The sequence below is a fragment of the uncultured Nitratireductor sp. genome (assembly GCF_913053745.1).
GTDB lineage: Bacteria > Pseudomonadota > Alphaproteobacteria > Rhizobiales > Rhizobiaceae > Nitratireductor.
Genome location: NZ_CAJXGF010000100.1, coordinates 1 through 17,762, shown reverse-complemented (window position 1 = coordinate 17,762; position 17,762 = coordinate 1). Strand labels below are relative to the sequence as shown.

The window sequence follows — 17,762 nt, the reverse complement described above, 5'->3', positions numbered from 1 at the left end:
GGCCGTTCCTTCTACGCGGTTGGGGACAACCGCGAGGCTGCGCACCATCTCGGTATTCCAGTGCGTTTCGTTCAGTTCATCGCCTTCGTGGTGACGGGAGGTTGCGCGGCACTTGCCGGGCTAGCCTTCGCCGCGCAGATCGGCTTCATCCCCAATCAGGCAGGCAATGGCATTGAGCTAAAGGCGATTGCCGTCAATGTGCTCGGCGGTGTCAGCCTGCTCGGAGGGACAGGCTCGGTCGGTGGCGTGATGGCGGCGGTGATCTTCCTGACGTCGATCGACAGCGCACTCGTCTTCCTCAGGATCCCCGCCTACTGGAACGATTTGATCGCGGGCGCGATCCTTCTCGTCGTTATCCTGCTGGACGGGCGAATCCGGCTTATCGTCGGCCGGCGCATTCGCGCCAAGCGCTATGCCATCCACGACCGTACGCCCAAAGCCCCGCGCGCCGTCGCAACCGGGAAGGCCTCGGAGGTTGGCCAATGAGGAAGATCATTTTCCGCTGGGAAACCGCGCTTTTGCTGATGCTGTTCGTCGAGCTCGCAATCTTCGGATTGGTTAATCCGCGTTTTCTGAACCTGACCAACCTGATCTACGGTGTGTCGGATTTCGTGCAGATCGGCATGGTCGCGTTGCCGCTGACCTTGGTCATCATCGCCGGCGGCATCGATGTCTCCTTTGCCTCGGTGATCGGTCTCGCCGCGATCATCTTCGGCGTCGCCAACTATTACGGTATGCCGCTTCCCGTTTGCATCGCTATGGCGCTCGTAACCGGTTCCCTTTGTGGCCTTCTGAATGCGACCGTCGTTCATCTGTCGAAGATTCAGCCGCTCGTCGTCACGCTCGGCAGTCTTTATCTGTTCCAGGGCGCAGCGACGGTCACCTCGGGATTGGCGGGGGCTGGTGGATATGAAGGTATTGGCAATTTCCCCGATGTCTTCAATGCTTTCGGTTACGCGGAGTTTGCGGGGTTGCCGGCCTCGCTGATCCTGTTTCTGTCGCTTGCCGCCATTCTTGTCATACTGCTGCACTTCACCCGGTTCGGTCGCGCCGTGTTCCTGACGGGGCAATCCGAGAGCGCCGCACATTTCGCGGGCATCCCGGTCGGGCGCGTGCAGACGATCACCTATGTCACCACCGGTCTTTGCGCGGCGATCGCTGGCCTGGCCCTGTCAGCCTATTTCGGTTCGGCGCGCGTCGATCTCGGCTCATCCACCCTGCTGCCGGCTGTGACTGCGGCCGTTCTCGGCGGTGCATCCATCTACGGCGGGCAGGGTTCCATCATCGGAACGTTCATCGCCACGTTCGTCATTGGTTATTTGCATCAGGGACTGCAGTCCGCCGGCGTTCCCAGCCAGATTTCCAGCGCGCTTTCGGGAGGGTTGCTGGTCATAGCGGTGGCATTGCGTCACGGAGCCGCAATGCTTGCCGATTTCATTGCTGTCACCCGGCAGCAAAAAGCAAAACGGGTGGCGGTTCTTTCAGGAGGAGAATGAGAATGAAAACCAAGAATTTCAAAAGGCAAACGCTGGGTGCCGCATTGATAGCCGGTGCGCTGCTGACGGCCGGCAGTGCTCAAGCGGCTGATCAGATCGCCTTTATCCCAAAGCTGGTCGGTGTCGGCTTCTTCACCAGCGGTGGCGCGGGTGCGGTTGCGGCCGGCGAAGAACTCGGCCAGGACGTGACCTATGACGGTCCGACGGAGCCCAGCGTTTCCGGCCAAGTTCAGTTCATCAACAATTATGTAAACCAGGGTTATAAGGCGATTATCGTTTCTTCCGTTTCTCCCGACGGTCTGTGCCCGGCGTTGAAACGCGCGATGGCTCGGAATGTTCTGGTGATGACCTGGGACAGTGACGTCAATCCCGAGTGTCGCAGTTATTATATCAACCAAGGCACGCCGGAGCAGCTCGGGGGGCTATTGGTGGACATGGCCGCCGAGGGCGTGACCAAGGAGAAGGCCAAGGTGGCATTCTTCTATTCCAGCCCGACCGTGACCGATCAGAACGCTTGGGCCACAGCTGCAAAAGCGAAGATCGCCGCCGAGCATCCGGGCTGGGAGATCGTGACCACTCAGTACGGTTACAATGATGCCCAGAAGTCGCTGCAGACGGCCGAGAGCATCCTGCAGACCTATCCTGACCTCGACGCCATCATCGCGCCCGACGCCAACGCGCTTCCGGCAGCCGCACAGGCCGCCGAAAACCTGAAGCGCGCCGACGGCGTTACGATCGTCGGCTTCTCGACCCCAAATGTCATGCGCCCGTATATCGAGCGCGGCACCATCCAGCGCTTCGGCCTGTGGGATGTGACCCAACAGGGCAAGATTTCCGTCTACGTTGCCGATCACGTACTTAAAAACGGGCCGATGAAGGTTGGTGATAAACTCGATGTTCCCGGTGTCGGCACCGTCGAAGTGTCGCCCAACGAAGTGCAGGGTTACGAGCATGAGGCCGATAACAACGGTATCGTACTCCTGCCGGAGCGTACGGTCTTTACCAAAGAGAATATCGACGATTTCGACTTCTGATCGCTGCTGTGATCATGGGCGGGCGGATGCGATAAGTAGCCCGCCCGCTTCGACTTCTTTGGAACTTGGAGCGGATATGAACAGCCGCTCGAACGGTGGCGATGCCGAGATCCATGTTGGAGGGCTCGCTGTTTGCTTCAAGCGCTGAACCGGCTCGGTGCGGCTTATGACGCTTGCATCCGTCAGTTGTAAGCGTCACCGTTTTGCGGTTCATGCGCCGTCATGAAGCTGATTGACATGCTTCGTGCTCCCACGGCGGGAACTGCCGACGCATCTAGAATGGTAGTCCCGCGCCGCAGACCGGGGCACAGACCTTTTCGCCGGGCTTGACCGAGACAAGTCCTTCTGAAAGCGCTGCAACCGCAGCGGCGCCGCTGAGATCTGCGGCAAGGCCGAACTCAAACCAGAGGTTTTCTGCAGCTCGGGCCATCGCCTCGTCTTCGACAAGTACGATTTCGTCGATCAAGGTGCGTGCCTGCGCAAACAACGCGTCGTCTGTCCGCCGGCACGCCATGGTGGGCACCGACGTGGTGACACGTTCCAGTTCGACGACATTCCCCGTTTCCATCGACCGATGGAGCGTTGGCGATCCGACGGGTTCCACGCCGATCACACGTATCTCCGGACGGGCTGCTTTCAGTGCCACGGCGGTCCCGGTGATGAAGCCGCCGCCGCCAATCGCCACGACGATGGTGTCGAGATCGGGAAGATCCTCGAGAATTTCCAGGCCTACGGTTCCCTGACCCGCCACGATTGTCGGATCAGCGAATGAATGGAAATACAGGGCGCCCGTTTGTTGTGCGTGTTCAAGCGCCTTGCCGTTCGCGTCATCATAGTTCTTTCCGGCGATAACCGTGGTCGCGCCCCAGCGTTTCATCTTCTCGATCTTGTCCGGGAGAACGTTGTCTGGAAGGTATATGTGCGCGGGGATGCCGACCAGGCTGGCGCTGCGGGCGACGGCCAGTCCGTGGTTTCCGCCCGAAGCAGCGACCAGCCCGCGCTTCATCTCCTCGGGCGATACGGAGAACAGTTTGTTCGCTGCACCTCTTGCTTTGAACGACCCTGAAGGCTGAAGACATTCCAGCTTGAGATAGAGCTCGCCGGGAGAGAATGGTTTGCTCAACTGGGTCGCCGGCAAAAGTGGCGTCCGCCGCACATAAGGAGAGATTCTGGCCGAGGCGGCCTCAACGTCTTGGATGTCGATCATGACAACGCTCCCTCAAACGGTGCGGCGATCACCAGGCAGCAATTTCCCGGCTCCACACGTCCCGGATGGCGCTTGGCGTAGAGGATGCCGTCCTGACGATAATGCAGTTGGAGTGGCGGGCGCTCCGGATTGTCAACGAAATGAACCTGGCCCGCGCGGTCGCCCGCCCGGACGTCTGTTCCCAGCCGGTCGAAGGGTTCGAACACGCCCCCTTCGGGTGCGAAGACATACCCCTGCGGACCAGGAATTTCGAGCACTTTGCGTGCACCGGGCGCGTTGCACGGCTTGGAATCCGATTCGAGAATTTTCAGATGTTTGAGCACATTGCGTACGCCCGTTCTGCAAATGTGCAGAGCATCCATCGACACCGTGCCCGTTCCTGCCATTTCCGTGCCGACAGTCGTCAGGCCCGCTTTGACGGCAGCGGCCGTTGACGAGCGTTGCTCGCCAAGATTGCTGACCACCACGGTCATCGGAGCGTCGAATGCCAGCACGGCCTCGATATTGCGGCGTTGGTGTTCCGGGTCTGCGGTCGGTTCGACAATCGCGCTCGGCAGAATATCGAGTGACGATCCCCCCGAATGAAGATCGATGAATGCGTCGGAGATCGGATAGAGATGATCGCAAACGAAGGCCGATATTTGTTGGGAAATCGTGCCCTGTGGGTCCCCGGGGTATGTTCTGTTCAGGTTTAGCCCGTCGACCGGCGAGGTGCGATGCGCCGCCCTGACGGCAGGCAGGTTGAGCGCTGGAATCAGAATGAGGCGTCCCGAAATTTCGCGCGGCTCCAATTCGCGAAACAGCTCTCCCACCGTGATCGGACCTTCATGCTCGTCTCCGTGATTGCCGCCGGTCACAAGCGCGGTGGGGCCGTCTCCATTCTTCACAACGGCAATGGGAATGCGTGTTGCGCCCCAGGCGTCGGAATGCGGTGAATGCGGAATATGAATGAAACCCGTCTGCCGGCCCTCCCGTTCGAAATCGACGGTGGCGAAGGCGGTTCCTTCACGGGGTTTTGAGGGAGTTCCGTAGCTCAAAATGGCGTCCCTATCATTTGGGGGGTTGCGTCTGACATTCAAAATGATAACGTTGTCATAACACGATGTCTACACACTCTCTCACGCTGGAAAACACACTCATCGATGCAAAAACGGATTCCAGGCCGTCGCGGCGACATGCAGAAATCGATCCAACCCTGTGTCGGCCTCGGCCAGGCAGACGCCGCCTTTTGCATTGACGATACCCTTCGCGGTGTTCCTGCTGGAACGGTATCGTTCGCAGCGCGCGACGTTGCTGAATCTGGCTGGTCCGCGAGTGGTGGAGACCTCTCTTATCCCGTTTTGACCGTTTCCGGTTCTGCCTACACAGGCAATCGGGATGCGATATTTGCATATGCCAAGACTCATGGCGCACTTTTGGCGCCGCACATCAAGACGCCGATGTCGGTCGACATCGCTCATGACCTGGTCGGTTCAGGTGCTTGGGGTATGTCCGTTGCCGACCTCCAGCAGGCGAGTGTCATGCTGCGGGGCGGTATTAAGCGGCTTCTGATTGCCAATCAGTTGGGCGGGGAGCGCATGGGCGATGGGTTGGCACGCCTGCTCAATACCTATCCAGACGCCGAGGTCGTCCTGTTTGCGGATTCCGAAGCGTCGCTCGCTGTTGCCGACAGGGCAGGAAAAATGTCCGGTCGGGTGCTCCCCGTTCTTATAGAAGTGGGGCTCGGACGGGCAGGGCTGCGTGATGTCGAGCAGGCACGGAAGGTTGTCGGGAAGGCTTTGACGCTTACGCATGTGCGCCTTGGCGGCGTTGCCGCGTACGAAGGGGCTGTGGCTTCGGCTGATCCCGCTGCGACAGTGGAAGCGATCGGGAACTTGAATGATCTGCTGAAAAGCGTGTTCGACCTGGTGCGGAGTGCTTTGCCCGAGCGCCGTTTGGCTCTCTCTTCCGGTGGATCCCAGTATTTCGATCTCGTCGTGAACGCCCTGTCTCCGCTGGCCCGATCCGATGGCAATGTCGATTTCGTTCTCCGCAGTGGCGCGATCTTCTTCCATGATCATGGCGTGTATGCCCAAGCCTTGGAGCGCATGGACGCTCGCAGTGGATTTGCTTTAGCGGGAGAAAGCGGGGCTCTTGCCTCGCGCGTGTTCCAGCCGGCGATGCGCGTTTGGGCGCAGGTCCTGTCACGTCCGGAGAACGATCTTGCGATCTGCGGCATCGGCATGCGCGATGTGTCCTTCGATCAGGGATTTCCGGTGGCGTTGAAATCCTGGCGCGATGGCTCGTGCAACGCCACGCTCGATGGCATCGCGGAGATCGAGAAACTCAACGATCAACACGGCTTTCTTCGTCTGAAGCAAGGAGCCGATGTCAAAGTCGGTGACATTATCGAGTTCGGCATTTCGCATCCGTGCACCTGCTTTGATCGCTGGCGGCATTTCTTTGTCGTCGATGACAATCATCGCGTGACATCCGTGCACGCAACCTCTTTCGGATAACCAGATGCAGAACCTGAACTTTCAGCAGGTGTTGCGCTATCAGGACGAGTTCCTGCACGGCATCGTCAATACCTTGGAAATGACAGCCATCGCGGCACTCTTCGGGCTTTTGATTGGCGTTGTGGGAGCCGTTCTCGTGGGCAACGGCCCTAGGCCCGTAAGAGTGCTGATCAAGGCTTATATCGAACTCATTCGCAACACGCCGCCGCTCATTCAGCTTTTCGTTATCTTCTTCATTTTTCCGAGCGCTGGAATCAGGCTTGCTCCTTTCCCGTCCGCTTGCGTCGCCCTGAGCGTCTATTTCGGCGCCTACGCGATCGAGATTATCCGCTCTGGTCTCGCCTCCATTCCTAAAAGCCAGGTGGAAGCGGGTGAGTGCCTGGGGCTGACGCGGTTCGAGGTCTTCCGCTATGTCGTGCTCGCTCCTGCACTGCGCAACATCTATCCCTCGATCACCAGTCAGCTGATTCTGCTTCTGCTGGGCACATCGGTCGCTTCCCAGATTGCGGCCGAGGAGCTTTTTCACACCGCGACCTTCGTCGAATCCCGAACCTTCCGCAGCTTCGAAGTCTACGCGCTTATTTCCGCGATCTACGTCGCTCTGGTTGTCGCCAGCCACATCATCTTCGCGGTTGTCGGAGCGTTCGCTTTTCGCTGGCCCGTGCGGCGATAGTCGGAGAATAAATCATGCGCACCTTATCCCTTGTCGATCTCATGGCCTTTCTGGAAGGTCTTCAATGGACGCTCGTTCTGGTCGTGCTGTCCTTCGTCTTCGGCGGCTTGCTGGGCCTGGCGCTTGCGTTGCTTCGCACCAGCAACATTGCTCCCGTTCGTTGGGTGGCTTCGGCATTTCTGCAACTCGTTCAGGGCGTCCCTTTGCTGGCGCTGCTTATGTTCTTCTATTTCGGGATGCCGGTCTTTCTTGGGGTTGAGGTGCCTTCTTTGACGGCAGTGACGGTCGCCTTCTCGATCTATTCGGGTGTCTTTCTTGGCGAGATCTGGCGCGGGGGCATTCAGGCCGTGAAATACACGCAATGGGAGGCCGCGGCCTCCCTTGGGCTCAGTCGCTGGGAGCAGTTCGTCTTCGTTATTGCGCCTCAGGCCCTCAAGATCTCCCTGCCTGCAACGGTCGGCTTCCTCGTGCAACTCATCAAGGGCACATCCCTGGCATCCGTTGTGGGGTTCGTAGAACTCACGCGCGCGGGTCAGATCGCCAGCGCGGCGACGTTCCAGCAGTTGCTCGTCTACAGCATCATCGCGGCGATCTACTTCGCGATCTGCTTTCCGCTCACTCAATGGTCCCGTTCACTCGAGGCGCGTCTCAATGGCACTGGTTGAAATCAAGAATGTTCGCAAATCTTTTGGGGCGCTGGAGGTTCTGAAGGATGTCTCGCTCACCGTGGAGGAAGGTGAGATCGTAACCATTATCGGTCGAAGCGGTTCCGGCAAAAGCACACTGTTGCGTTGCATCAACGGGCTGGAGGACATCCAGGACGGCGAGATCTTCGTTGAAGGACAGCAAGTGCACGCGAAGATGAAGAAGCTTCGCGAACTCCGACAGAAAGTCGGCATCGTTTTCCAGGCGTTCAATCTGTTTCCGCATCTTACGGTCGAGCGGAACATCACGCTTGCCCCCATTCGAACCGGGCGGGTTTCCAAAGCCGGCGCCCGGGCGCTTGCCGAAAAGGTTCTGGCGCAGGTCGGATTGTCGGAAAAGATCGACGCCTATCCGGAGCAGCTTTCGGGCGGTCAGCAGCAACGCGTTGCGATTGCACGCTGCCTGGCCATGTCTCCCGACCTGATGCTTTTCGACGAGGTCACTTCCGCGCTCGATCCCGAATTGGTCGGCGAAGTGCTGAAGGTCATGGAGGATATGGCCTCGCGCGGCATGACGATGATCCTGGTGACGCACGAAATGGCTTTCGCCCGCGATGTCGCGACGAAGATCGTGTTCATGCATCAGGGGCGTGTCTGGGAGGAGGGACCTCCCTCGGAACTTTTCAGCAATCCCAAAACACCGGAGCTGAAGAGCTTTATTGGAAGCAATCACTAGAGGAGAACGCAGATGAAGAGATTGGTTCAATTCGCAGCCGCAGCCGCCATGGCTATCGGTGTCGTCGCGACACCGGCCAAGGCCGACCAGTTGCAGGACATTCTATCCGCCGGTGAAATTCGAGTGGGAATATTGCTTGATGTCGCACCATGGGGCTTCAAGGATGAGAGCGGCGAGGCGACGGGCCTAGACGTGGAAGTTGCCGAACTTCTTGCGAACGATCTGGGCGTCGATCTCGAGATCGTGCAGGTCACGGGCCCGAACCGCATTCCCAGCCTGATGGCGGACAAGGTCGACATTCTGATTGCGGCCATTGGCGCAACGCCGGAGCGCGCCCAGCAGGTTGCTTTCTCTCAGCCCTATGCAGCGGTCGAGCTCGGCGTCTATGGGGCGGCCGACATGCCCGTCGCCGAGACACCGGACGAGCTTGCCGGCACGAGCATTGCCGTGGCCAAGGGAACGACACTCGATCTCTGGCTGACCGACAACGCACCGGAAGCAAACCTCATTCGCTTCGAGGATGTCGCCTCGACCCTATCGGCATATATGGCCGGTCAGGCACAGAGCTTTGCCGAAAACAGCGCCATTGTTGCCGAAGCGGCAAAGGACAATCCCGATGTTGAGATGGAGCGCAAGTTCCTTATCCGCCAGTCGCCGGCGCATGTGGCCATCAAGCAGGGCGAGCCGGACTTCCTGCGGTGGATCGATACGTTCCTTTTCTCCAATCGCCTGAACGGCAAGCTGCCGGCCTTGCAGGAGAAATGGTTCAACGTGAAGCAGGACAACCTGCCGCGTATCTGAAGAACGAGTAGAAAGAGAGGTATTTCCATGTCTATCGAGCGCTTGGAGCGCGGCTCCCGCATGAGTCAGGCAGTGGCCTGCAACGGCCTGGTGCATGTGGCAGGTCAGGTCGCGGACAATCGCAAGGCTTCCATCGAACAGCAGACCGAGGAGGTTCTTGCGAAGGTCCTTTCGCTCGTCGAGCGCGCCGGGTCTTCGAAGTCCAGGATTGTGGCGGTGAATGTCTTTCTCCCGCACATCACGGATTTCGATGCGATGAACGCGGTCTGGGACAAATGGGTCGATCTGGATAACCCTCCGGCGCGCGCCTGTGTCGAAGCCAGATTGGCCGATCCCGATCTGCGGGTGGAAATGACTGCGGTCGCCTCTCTTTGATCCCAGAGAGGCGGATGCAGTCGGCATCCGCCTCTTTCCAGTCCCATCAGGAAGATTATTCGTGCACACCGGTGTTATCAGCGATCTGGAGCTTGTCGAAGATGGCAAGTTTTCATCTTATCTATCCATTCCGTTTTCGGTGGATCGTTCGCCTTACTTCCAGGTTCGGACGCCGATTTATCGCGTGAAGAACGGGGAAGGTCCCCGACTTCTTTTGATGGCCGGCAATCACGGTGATGAATATGAAGGGGTTTTCGCCCTTGCGCATTTAATCAGACAGCTCTCACCTTCCGGATTGAAGGGAGCGGTGACGATCCTGCCTCTGGCCAACGGGCCGGCCGTAATGGCCGGTCGGCGTCGATCTCCGCTGGATGACGGCAATCTGAATCGTGCGTTCCCGGGCGATCCCGCGGGCACGCCGACAGAGCGATTGGCATATTATCTCGAACATGAACTCTTTCCCGCTCACGACGTGATCTTCGACATGCATTCCGGTGGGACCTCGATGGAGCATCTTCCCACCGCGCTGATCGAGGAGCAGGCGACGGCGGAGCGCATGAAGCGAGCGGTTCAACTCGTAAGCAATCTCGGTCAGAAATACGCCTTTGTCGCCAGGAACGGTCACGATTCTCCGACGTCGATGGGTGCTGCTGGTCGTGTTGGCGCCATCGGGATCAGCGGCGAGTTCGGTGGCGGTGGAACGGTCACGCTCGATACGATGGCCGGGATGACCTTTGCGATCGACAGCCTGATGCGAAGCTTGGGCATGATCGACAAACCGGTGCTGAGTGCTGAGGTCTCGGAGATGGTCGCGCCGGCGTTCTTGAGCCTTCACAGTCACGATCAGGGCATCTATTCAACGCGCCGCGGCTGGTTCGAGCCGCATGTCCGGCTCGGGCAGGTGGTCGCGGAGGGAGATGTTGCGGGATTGTTGCACGATCTGGAGGCTCTCGAAGAGCAGCCGAAAACTCTCAGATTCAAACTCCCGGGAATCGTGATATCACGTCGTTTGCATGCACATTGCGAGGCGGGCGATTGTCTGGTCCAGGCAGCGTCCGAACTGGCCGATGTGGATCAATTGCTTGTAGCGCAGCCAAACCGATGATGGGGCATGAGCCGACCGACTTACGATGATGTTCTGCGCGTTTCCTCACCCACCGAGGAAGCCAGTGCCGAGCGGCGTCCGGTACGCATCGAAGAAGTGGCCCGGTTGGCCGGTGTATCGCCGATTACCGTGTCGCGGGCGCTTCGCAATCCGAAGATGGTGTCGGAAGCGCGGCGTGAGCGCATCCGACAGGCGGTCGAAGCAACCGGTTATTTCTCCAATCCCCATGCCAAGGCGCTGCGCAGTGGCCAGTCCGACATCGTTGCGGCGTTTGTCTCCAACATTCTGAGTGAGCAGTTCAGTCTCGCTGTGGAAGGATTGGCCGAGGTGCTGGAACCGGCGGGATTCCAGGTCGTCCTGAGCCGCACATCCTATTCCTACAAGCGTGAGACCACGCTCGTCCGGTCTCTGACGGCCACGCGGCCGGCGGCGGTTTTCATAACCGGTGTGATGGAGCTTGAGGCGAACCGATCGTTCCTGCGCGGCCTCGGAGTGCCCATCGTTGAGAGCTGGGCCTTTGCCCGGGATCCGATCGACATGCTCGTCGGTTTCTCCAATACCGATGGTGCGCGGATGGTTGCCGAGCATTTTGCCGAACGAGGCTATCGCAAAGTGGCGTTCATTGGCCGCAGTGGCGGTCGTGGGGCTCTGCGCAGAAAAAGCTTTGCCATGCATTGCGAGCGGCTCGGACTACAGGTGCAGCGGGAGATCACGCGTGACACGGTTTCCGGTGTTCCGGAAGGCCGCGAGGCGATGCGCAGTCTTCTGGAAGAGAATCATGACGTTCAGGCGATTTTCTGTGCAAGCGACCTGCTTGCGATCGGCGGGCTCCTGGAGGCGCGCGAGCGGGGGTTACGCATCCCCGATCAACTGGCGATAGCGGGCTTCGGCGACTCGACCCTTGCGGAAGAGATTTCCCCTGGACTGACGACAATTGTCGCCGATTCCCGCAACATCGGAACACAGGCAGGCGAACTGATGCTCAAACGCTTGCGGGGCGAAACCCCGGAGCGGACCCAGAAACACGTGCCGATCGAACTGGTCTATCGCGGGTCGACCTGAAGGTTGAATCGGCAATATGAAGGTATTGGTGAGAGTAAAGCGTTGATGCGCGCATGCCGATTGCACCGCAATCGGGTCTTGGGTCCCGCGTGCTCTGTGTTGTCGCCCCGGTGGCACCGTACAGGCTGATCTTCAACGCGCCAGCCAGCCACCATCGCCGGCAGGACGATGCCATGAACAAAGCGCGCGGCGTCGCACGCAAGAAAGACCGTCGGCCATGCGATGTCGTCCGGCTCGCCCCAGCGTCCAGCAGGCACCCGTGCCAACAACTCCGCGGACCGGCCTTGTCCGACTGTAGCGCGGCTGTGCTGTCGGTCGCCACATAGCCCGGTGCGATCGCATTGACGTTGCGCCCTGCGAGGCCCACTCGTTTGCGAAGGCGCGGGTAAGTTGCGCTATGCCGCCCTTGGCGGCGGCATAGCCCGGGACATTGAAGCCGCCCTGGAAACTGAGCACCGACGCAACAAAGATGATGCCGCCGCCGTCCCGTTCGAGCATGCGGCGCGGCTCGGCGGGACATTGCGCGTAATGGGCGAGAAAGCGCGCCGCGTCGGCACCGTTGATCACGCGATGGTCGTAGGAGAGGTCGAGCGGGTCTCGGGAAATTCTCACAGCGGGGTTGGTGTTTCGGCGGCGAATGCTTCGTGAAGCCGTGCTATGAAATCAGGTGCTTCGGGAATAGGCACATCGCCGATCCCGTTTACGGCGATACCCGGTGTCAGCGAGTTCATTACCGCCGCACCAGACAATCCAGACAGGTCTTCGCGTCTGACCTCCTGCACCCTCTGTGGAACGCCCAGACGATCGAGTTGCCGACGGACGATACCCATCGTGGTGCCCAGCAGAATGGCGGCGTCCGGCCAGATCACCGCTTCGCCGTCCCAGAATGCGAGGTTCCAGATTGTGCCTTCGCTGATCCGCCCCCGGCAATCGATGAAAACGGCATCGTCGAAGCCTTGTTCGGCGGCCTGGCGCATATAGTACGTTTTGCCGACTTCGCCGACGTGCTTCACCTGGGGAAGATCTCTTTCATGCTCGAAAGCGGCCAAAGTCAGCGGCCCTTTGGGTGCCGGCCACGGTCCAAGCGTGCGTACAAGCATCTGGGGCATTGCGTCGTGTCCGGTTGCGGTAAACTCACCGGCGGGGGAGTATATCGTTGCGATCACTGAGAGATCGGGAGGGCCGACCTGCACAGCCGCGCGAAGATAGGATTGAACCTGCTCATCCGGTAGTGCGACGCCGTAAAGTTCGATGGATGCGTCGCGCAACCTCTTCAGATGCAGGTCAAGTGCGCGCGCCTGGTTGTTGCGCAGCTGAAAATAGGTGGCGTGTGCAAACCCCGCGAATGCAAGAGGTTCCAGCGCACTCACATCGTCGACCGAAGAGCCGTTGAGCTGAAGAACGAAATCGCTGTTTGCCGGGGGCGGCGCGGTGTTGGCGTGGGCCGAGGGCATGGCAAGTGCGGAAGTCAGTGCAGCCGCGCTGGTGAGCCCCGTCATATGCAGGAAGCGCCGCCGCCCGAAACCGGATTTCACAATTGCTTCATCCGGCCCTTTATCGTTCAGTGTGTTATCTTTACTCACGGTGTTTCCCTCCTATCGATTGAATTTTATTGAGAAAACCAAGGCGGGTTCATTTGTGTCTGGACCGTTATCGCCTTTAAGTGCGTGTACATATTCAACGTCTCGTGACAGAATTCGCTGCCGATACCGCTCTCCTTGAAGCCACCGAAAGGTGATCCTGCCGCAAGGTTGAAGTAGTTGTTTATCCAGACGTTTCCTGCCTGTAACCGATCGGCCGTTTCCCACGCCGCCTTCAGATTGGTGGTGTAGATTCCAGAGGCGAGGCCATAGCGAACATTGTTGGCGTCATGGATCATCTTCTCGTAATCGCTCCAGCGTATGACGGAGAGGACAGGCCCGAAGATTTCCTCCTGCGCGATGCGGGTGTCGTTCGTGGTCTCGAAGACCGTGGGTTCGAAGAACCAGCCGGCGTCGCAGCCTGCCACCTCAACGCGATTGCCGCCGGTAATGAGTAAGGCATCTTTTTTGCCGATATCGATATAGGATTGCACCCGGCGGCCCTGCGTTTCTGAAACGAGGCAGCCGAGAAGCGGTCCCTGCGATGTGGGATCGGCCACACGGATGCGCTTCATGCTCGCGGTGAGGCGCTGCATGAAATCGTCGTAGATCGCGTCGTGCAGGAACAGCCTTGTGCCCGCGAGGCAGGACTGCCCGTTGCAATACATCGATGCGAAGGTGACGTTGTCGACGATGGCGTCGATGTCTGCGGGATCGACGTCCGGAAAAACGATGTTCGGACTCTTGCCGCCCAATTCCAGCGAGACCGGGACCAACCGATTTGCGCCGGCCTGCGAGACGATACGCCCGACCTCGGAACTGCCGGTGAACGCGAGTTTCGTCACGTCGGGGTGTGCTGTGAGTGCGGCGCCGACCTCTTCGCCGAGGCCCGGCACGATGTTGATGACCCCTGGCGGGAAGATCTCCGCGATCAGCCTGCCCAGTTCCAGGGTCGACAGCGAGGCGTTCTCGTCGGGTTTCAACACCACCGTGTTGCCTGCCGCGACGGCCGGAGCGATCTTGAATGCCGTCATGATGGCGGGAACGTTCCATGGAATGATCTGGCCGCAGACGCCGTAGGGCTCGCGCTTCGCCAACATATACCCATTGGGTATCGGGCGTCCGAAACCTTCATGCGTTAGCGCGGCGGCAGCAAAATAGCGATATTGCTGCATGGCGATGGCATGGTCGATCCCGGTTTCCCATAGCCCTCGTCCGATATCCAGTGTGTCGATCGTCGTTAAGCGCGGAGCTTCACGTTCGATAGCATCGGCCAATTTGTTCAAGCATTCGGCCCGCTCTTCGGGAACGCGGGTCTTCCACATTGCAAACGCCGCTTTGGCCGAGGCGACGGCGGCGTCTATCTCGCTCGATCCGCAGCGCGCAATATCGGCCAGATGCTCGCCACTCGCTGCAGCAACGGCCGGAAAGGTCGATCCGGATACAGGCTGAAACTCATTGTCGATAAAGGCTCCGTAGACCTTTGAAAGGCTCTTTCGAGCGGCGGACACTTCCGTCATCCGACTTCCCCGTCTTTTGTGTGTTTGAGAAATTGGCCGCAGTCGTGGCTCGCCGGCATGTTCCGAAAACATGGGCCACGAAGGGCGATCGCTGGCAGGCCGGTCTCGGGTCGGGTTCGGCGAAAATCCTTAGCTTGACCGACAACTGCGAACAGGATCAGGCTAGGAGAACGGGGCTTGCGATGTCTATCCGCATCTGGCGGAATGTTCCCGCAGGCTATCCGTTTCTGGCGATTTTTCGGGTCTCGCTGGGCAGCTCGCCAAATCGGTCACGATAAGCTGCTGAAAACCGGCCGAGGTGAAAGAAGCCGTGAAGCATTGCAAGATCGGCAAGCTCCCTTTCCGGATGGGCTTGAAGCGTGGCGCGCAGCGCATCGAGCCGCAAGCCGCGTAGCCAGCTCATTGGAGAGAGTCCCAGATGCGTTTGGCAGAAGGTATTCAAATGACGTTCGGACAGTGCTGCGGCCCGCGCGAGATCCGATAAGGTGACGGGTCGGCTAAGATTGGCGGCGGCATAGTCGTACAGCCGATCCAGACGCCGCCGCTCGACGGTCAAACGCGTGGCTCCTTCCTCGCCGCAATCGTGTCGCTTCGTTTTCAGTTGTAGCAGAAGAAACATAGCCATGCCGTGCTCCAAATGAGCGAGCCAGGGCTGAAGTGCTTCGTTGCCGCTGCTGCTGCCTTCCAGCGCAACAAAGGCTTGAAGCTGGGCTTGCCACTGTCGGGCGGCAGCATCGGACAGCATGAGTCCCGGGTTCTGTCGCATTGCGCGATACAGATCGGGCATGCGCATCGCGTTTGCCGTGTCTTCGAGCAGCGAATGCGGAAGACGCAGGATCAGTTGTTCGCTGTTCTGCGACCAGCGAAGATTGATGTTGCTCGTGGGTGTGCTGACGATCGCTTGACCCTGCCGAACGGATTGACGCTGGCGGTCTGCTTCAATCTCAATGCCGCCGGAAAGCGAAAAATGCACCAGCGAGAAGCGGTCGTAAAGATCGGGAAGAATGCCGACCTCGGCACCGTATCGCAACGAGTAAAGCGAAAGGCGTGGTGTGTCGAACTTGTAAAGCTGTGTATCGACGCGGCCGGCGTACCATCTCAGATGATGGTCTGCGAGTTCGTTTGCGACAAGGGCGTGCGAATCCATTCTTTCTCGGGAATGGAAAATGCGGTGCCGGTAGAGCGCTTTCAGCCCCGACATGAGGTGCTCTTCCCTGGCTCTTCGATGATCATCGCAACGCGGCGCTGCTCGCGGTTTGGACGAACGCGGTTCGCAGTAGAAAGCCCGTTATCCCGTGCGCTTGTCATGTTTATATACCAAAAGAAACCTACTTTGAGTATATAGCACGAAGCCTGGAATGCAACCGTGCACCAAAGGCAGAAGTCGCGCGCTTGCGCCTGCCATTTATGGCTCAGTCTCGTGCTTCGCCATACGAAATGGGGCTTGATGCTCACTCGGAGGCTGTTTGGCGCCGGTCTTCTTGAAGCCGCCTGAGCATGAGGCGGGCGATGGCGATGCCGATGATCGTTAAGCTTCGCCTCTGCTTTCAGACGCGCCACTGTCTTTTCAAACGCATCGTAAGGGTGCGTGGATCGGGGTTTAGCGGTTGCCAGGCGGGCAGGGCAGAGCGTGGGCGGCATAGCCGGCACACCAGCCCCGCCACGCCCATTTCCGGCGCCGGCTTGCAATGCGGGAACGATGGTTCATTCGGTGATGAGAACGGTGCTTTGCGATGGCCAGTCGATGACGACCTCGTCGCCCTCGCAAAGCCGTTCCTGACCGGCGTTCTGGACGTGCACCTTGATCGCCTGGCTGGTGGTCTGCACGAAATAGGTGCTCGTATCGCCGGCGAAAATCCGCCGTGAAACCCGCCCGGCAAGGCGGTTCATAGCCTCCGGCATTGCCGCCGCGCCGGCGCGTGCGATCATCATGCGCTCCGGGCGAACCGCGCAGACTGCCGGGCCGTTGGCGCGCGCGGCCCCGTTTGCAGCGAGCACCAGCGTCCCGTCGGCCAGCCGGACGCCGCCGTCTGTGGCAATGCCTTGCAATATGTTGGCATCGCCCAGAAAGGTCGCCGCGAACTTGCTCGCGGGTCGATCGTAGATCTCTTCGGGTGGGCCTTCCTGCACCAGTTTCCCATCGCGCAGGATGCCGATCCTGTCACTCATCGTCAGCGCCTCCTCCTGGTCGTGCGTGACGAAGATGGTGGTCACACCGATCTCGCGCTGGATGCGCTTCAACTCCATCTGCATGTCGACGCGAAGCGCCTTGTCGAGCGCCGACAGGGGCTCGTCCAGGAGCAGGACGCGTGGACGGGTTACGATGGCGCGCGCAAGCGCGACACGCTGGCGCTGGCCGCCCGAAAGCTGGTGCGGGCGGCGCCCGCCGAGCTCGCCGAGCTGGACCAGATTGAGCACCCGCGCGACCTCTGTGCGAATGGTTTCGCGTGTTTCGCCGCGTACCGACAAGCCGAAGCCGACATTGTCGGCGACGCTCATATTGGGAAAGAGCGCGTAGCTTTGGAACACCATGCCGATCCGGCGCTTTTCGACGGGCACACGTTCCACGCTTTCACCGCCGATGAGGATTCGCCCCTGATCGGGAAAGTCGAAACCGGCGATCTGGCGCAGAAGTGTCGTCTTGCCGCTGCCCGAGGGACCGAGCAGGGCATAGAAGCCGCCATCGGAAAAGGCAATCGAGACGTCGTCGAGCGCCTTATGGGCGCCAAAGCTGCGGGAGATCGATTCGACGCGGACTTCCGCCATTATTTCTCTCCTGCGAAACTGAAGAAGCGTGCTGCAAAGAGCATCAGACTCATCGACACGGTAATGATGATCGTCGACACGGCGTTGATTTCGGGTGTGAAGCCCTTGCGGATCGCAGCGTAGATCTCGACGGGAAGCGTCGCCTCGCCCGGCGTCGACAGGAAATAGGATACGACGAACTGATCGAACGAAACGGCGAAAGCGAAAAGCGCGCCGGCGATTACGCCCGGCATGATCCAGGGCAGCGTCACACGATACGTCACCT

General features: G+C 59.5%; 17 protein-coding genes and 2 pseudogenes. 11 read left to right on the top strand and 8 right to left on the bottom strand.

The window, feature by feature from the left end:
- The 3 genes and pseudogenes from QZ638_RS15830 to lsrB form a co-directional block, all read left to right on the top strand.
- A pseudogene (locus QZ638_RS15830) lies at positions 1-486 on the top strand (autoinducer 2 ABC transporter permease LsrC); the annotation flags it as partial.
- The gene (locus tag QZ638_RS15825; RefSeq protein WP_295812409.1) at positions 483-1,496 is read left to right on the top strand and encodes an autoinducer 2 import system permease LsrD; all 1,014 of its coding nucleotides are present in this window, start codon (positions 483-485) and stop codon (positions 1,494-1,496) included. The pseudogene QZ638_RS15830 and the gene QZ638_RS15825, both read left to right, overlap by 4 nt.
- A 2-nt stretch (positions 1,497-1,498) precedes the next feature.
- Entirely contained in the window at positions 1,499-2,530 is a 1,032-nt protein-coding gene (gene lsrB / locus QZ638_RS15820) for an autoinducer 2 ABC transporter substrate-binding protein LsrB (RefSeq protein WP_295812407.1), read from the top strand.
- Positions 2,531-2,804: 274 nt separating this feature from the next.
- Here the strand turns inward: lsrB and QZ638_RS15815 are convergent, their stop codons facing one another.
- Together QZ638_RS15815 and QZ638_RS15810 are read right to left on the bottom strand one after the other, a co-directional pair.
- On the bottom strand, positions 2,805-3,737 hold the full coding sequence (locus QZ638_RS15815; protein WP_295812404.1) for a threonine/serine dehydratase: 933 nt from the start codon (positions 3,735-3,737) through the stop codon (positions 2,805-2,807).
- Positions 3,734-4,774 carry a succinylglutamate desuccinylase/aspartoacylase family protein gene (locus QZ638_RS15810; protein WP_295812402.1) on the bottom strand — a complete coding sequence of 347 codons (1,041 nt, stop codon included), beginning with the start codon at positions 4,772-4,774 and terminating at the stop codon, positions 3,734-3,736. Before QZ638_RS15810 ends, QZ638_RS15815 begins: the two co-directional genes overlap by 4 nt.
- A 138-nt stretch (positions 4,775-4,912) precedes the next feature.
- On the opposite strand from QZ638_RS15810, the gene QZ638_RS15805 reads away from it, so the two are divergent.
- From QZ638_RS15805 to QZ638_RS15770, 8 genes are all read left to right on the top strand, one after another.
- Positions 4,913-6,235, top strand: coding sequence for an alanine racemase (locus QZ638_RS15805; protein WP_295812399.1), 1,323 nt, complete (start codon positions 4,913-4,915; stop codon positions 6,233-6,235).
- A 4-nt stretch (positions 6,236-6,239) separates the two neighbouring features.
- Positions 6,240-6,908: an amino acid ABC transporter permease gene (locus QZ638_RS15800; RefSeq protein WP_295812396.1), complete on the top strand. Its 669-nt coding sequence runs from the start codon at positions 6,240-6,242 to the stop codon at positions 6,906-6,908.
- A 14-nt stretch (positions 6,909-6,922) separates the two neighbouring features.
- The gene (locus QZ638_RS15795) at positions 6,923-7,573 is read left to right on the top strand and encodes an amino acid ABC transporter permease (RefSeq protein ID WP_295812395.1); all 651 of its coding nucleotides are present in this window, start codon (positions 6,923-6,925) and stop codon (positions 7,571-7,573) included.
- Complete coding sequence (locus tag QZ638_RS15790; RefSeq protein WP_295812394.1) at positions 7,560-8,288, top strand: amino acid ABC transporter ATP-binding protein; 729 nt, start codon at positions 7,560-7,562, stop codon at positions 8,286-8,288. The genes QZ638_RS15795 and QZ638_RS15790 overlap by 14 nt, the downstream gene beginning before the upstream one ends.
- Positions 8,289-8,300: 12 nt before the next feature.
- On the top strand, positions 8,301-9,089 hold the full coding sequence (locus QZ638_RS15785) for a transporter substrate-binding domain-containing protein (RefSeq protein WP_295812392.1): 789 nt from the start codon (positions 8,301-8,303) through the stop codon (positions 9,087-9,089).
- Between the two features lie 27 nt (positions 9,090-9,116).
- Positions 9,117-9,464, top strand: a complete 348-nt coding sequence (locus QZ638_RS15780) for a RidA family protein (RefSeq protein ID WP_295812390.1) — start codon at positions 9,117-9,119, stop codon at positions 9,462-9,464.
- Positions 9,465-9,525: 61 nt separating this feature from the next.
- Complete coding sequence (locus QZ638_RS15775) at positions 9,526-10,569, top strand: succinylglutamate desuccinylase/aspartoacylase family protein (RefSeq protein ID WP_295812387.1); 1,044 nt, start codon at positions 9,526-9,528, stop codon at positions 10,567-10,569.
- A gap of 6 nt (positions 10,570-10,575) precedes the next feature.
- Positions 10,576-11,631, top strand: a complete 1,056-nt coding sequence (locus QZ638_RS15770; protein WP_295812385.1) for a LacI family DNA-binding transcriptional regulator — start codon at positions 10,576-10,578, stop codon at positions 11,629-11,631.
- 132 nt (positions 11,632-11,763) lie between these two features.
- Here QZ638_RS15770 and QZ638_RS15765 read toward each other — a convergent pair whose 3' ends face one another.
- The 6 genes and pseudogenes from QZ638_RS15765 to QZ638_RS15740 all read right to left on the bottom strand — a co-directional run.
- A complete protein-coding gene (locus QZ638_RS15765) occupies positions 11,764-12,243 on the bottom strand; it encodes an SDR family NAD(P)-dependent oxidoreductase (RefSeq protein ID WP_295812382.1) in 480 nt (159 codons plus the stop codon).
- Entirely contained in the window at positions 12,240-13,214 is a 975-nt protein-coding gene (locus QZ638_RS15760; protein WP_295812379.1) for an aminotransferase class IV family protein, read from the bottom strand. The genes QZ638_RS15765 and QZ638_RS15760 overlap by 4 nt, the downstream gene beginning before the upstream one ends.
- A gap of 26 nt (positions 13,215-13,240) precedes the next feature.
- Positions 13,241-14,731, bottom strand: a complete 1,491-nt coding sequence (locus QZ638_RS15755) for an aldehyde dehydrogenase family protein (RefSeq protein WP_295812377.1) — start codon at positions 14,729-14,731, stop codon at positions 13,241-13,243.
- A 217-nt stretch (positions 14,732-14,948) separates the two neighbouring features.
- A complete protein-coding gene (locus QZ638_RS15750) occupies positions 14,949-15,932 on the bottom strand; it encodes an AraC family transcriptional regulator (protein WP_295812375.1) in 984 nt (327 codons plus the stop codon).
- A 503-nt stretch (positions 15,933-16,435) separates the two neighbouring features.
- Positions 16,436-17,497 (bottom strand): ABC transporter ATP-binding protein, encoded by a 1,062-nt coding sequence (locus tag QZ638_RS15745; protein WP_295812371.1) that lies wholly within the window; start codon positions 17,495-17,497, stop codon positions 16,436-16,438.
- Positions 17,497-17,762, bottom strand: a pseudogene (locus QZ638_RS15740) (ABC transporter permease); the annotation flags it as partial. The gene QZ638_RS15745 and the pseudogene QZ638_RS15740, both read right to left, overlap by 1 nt.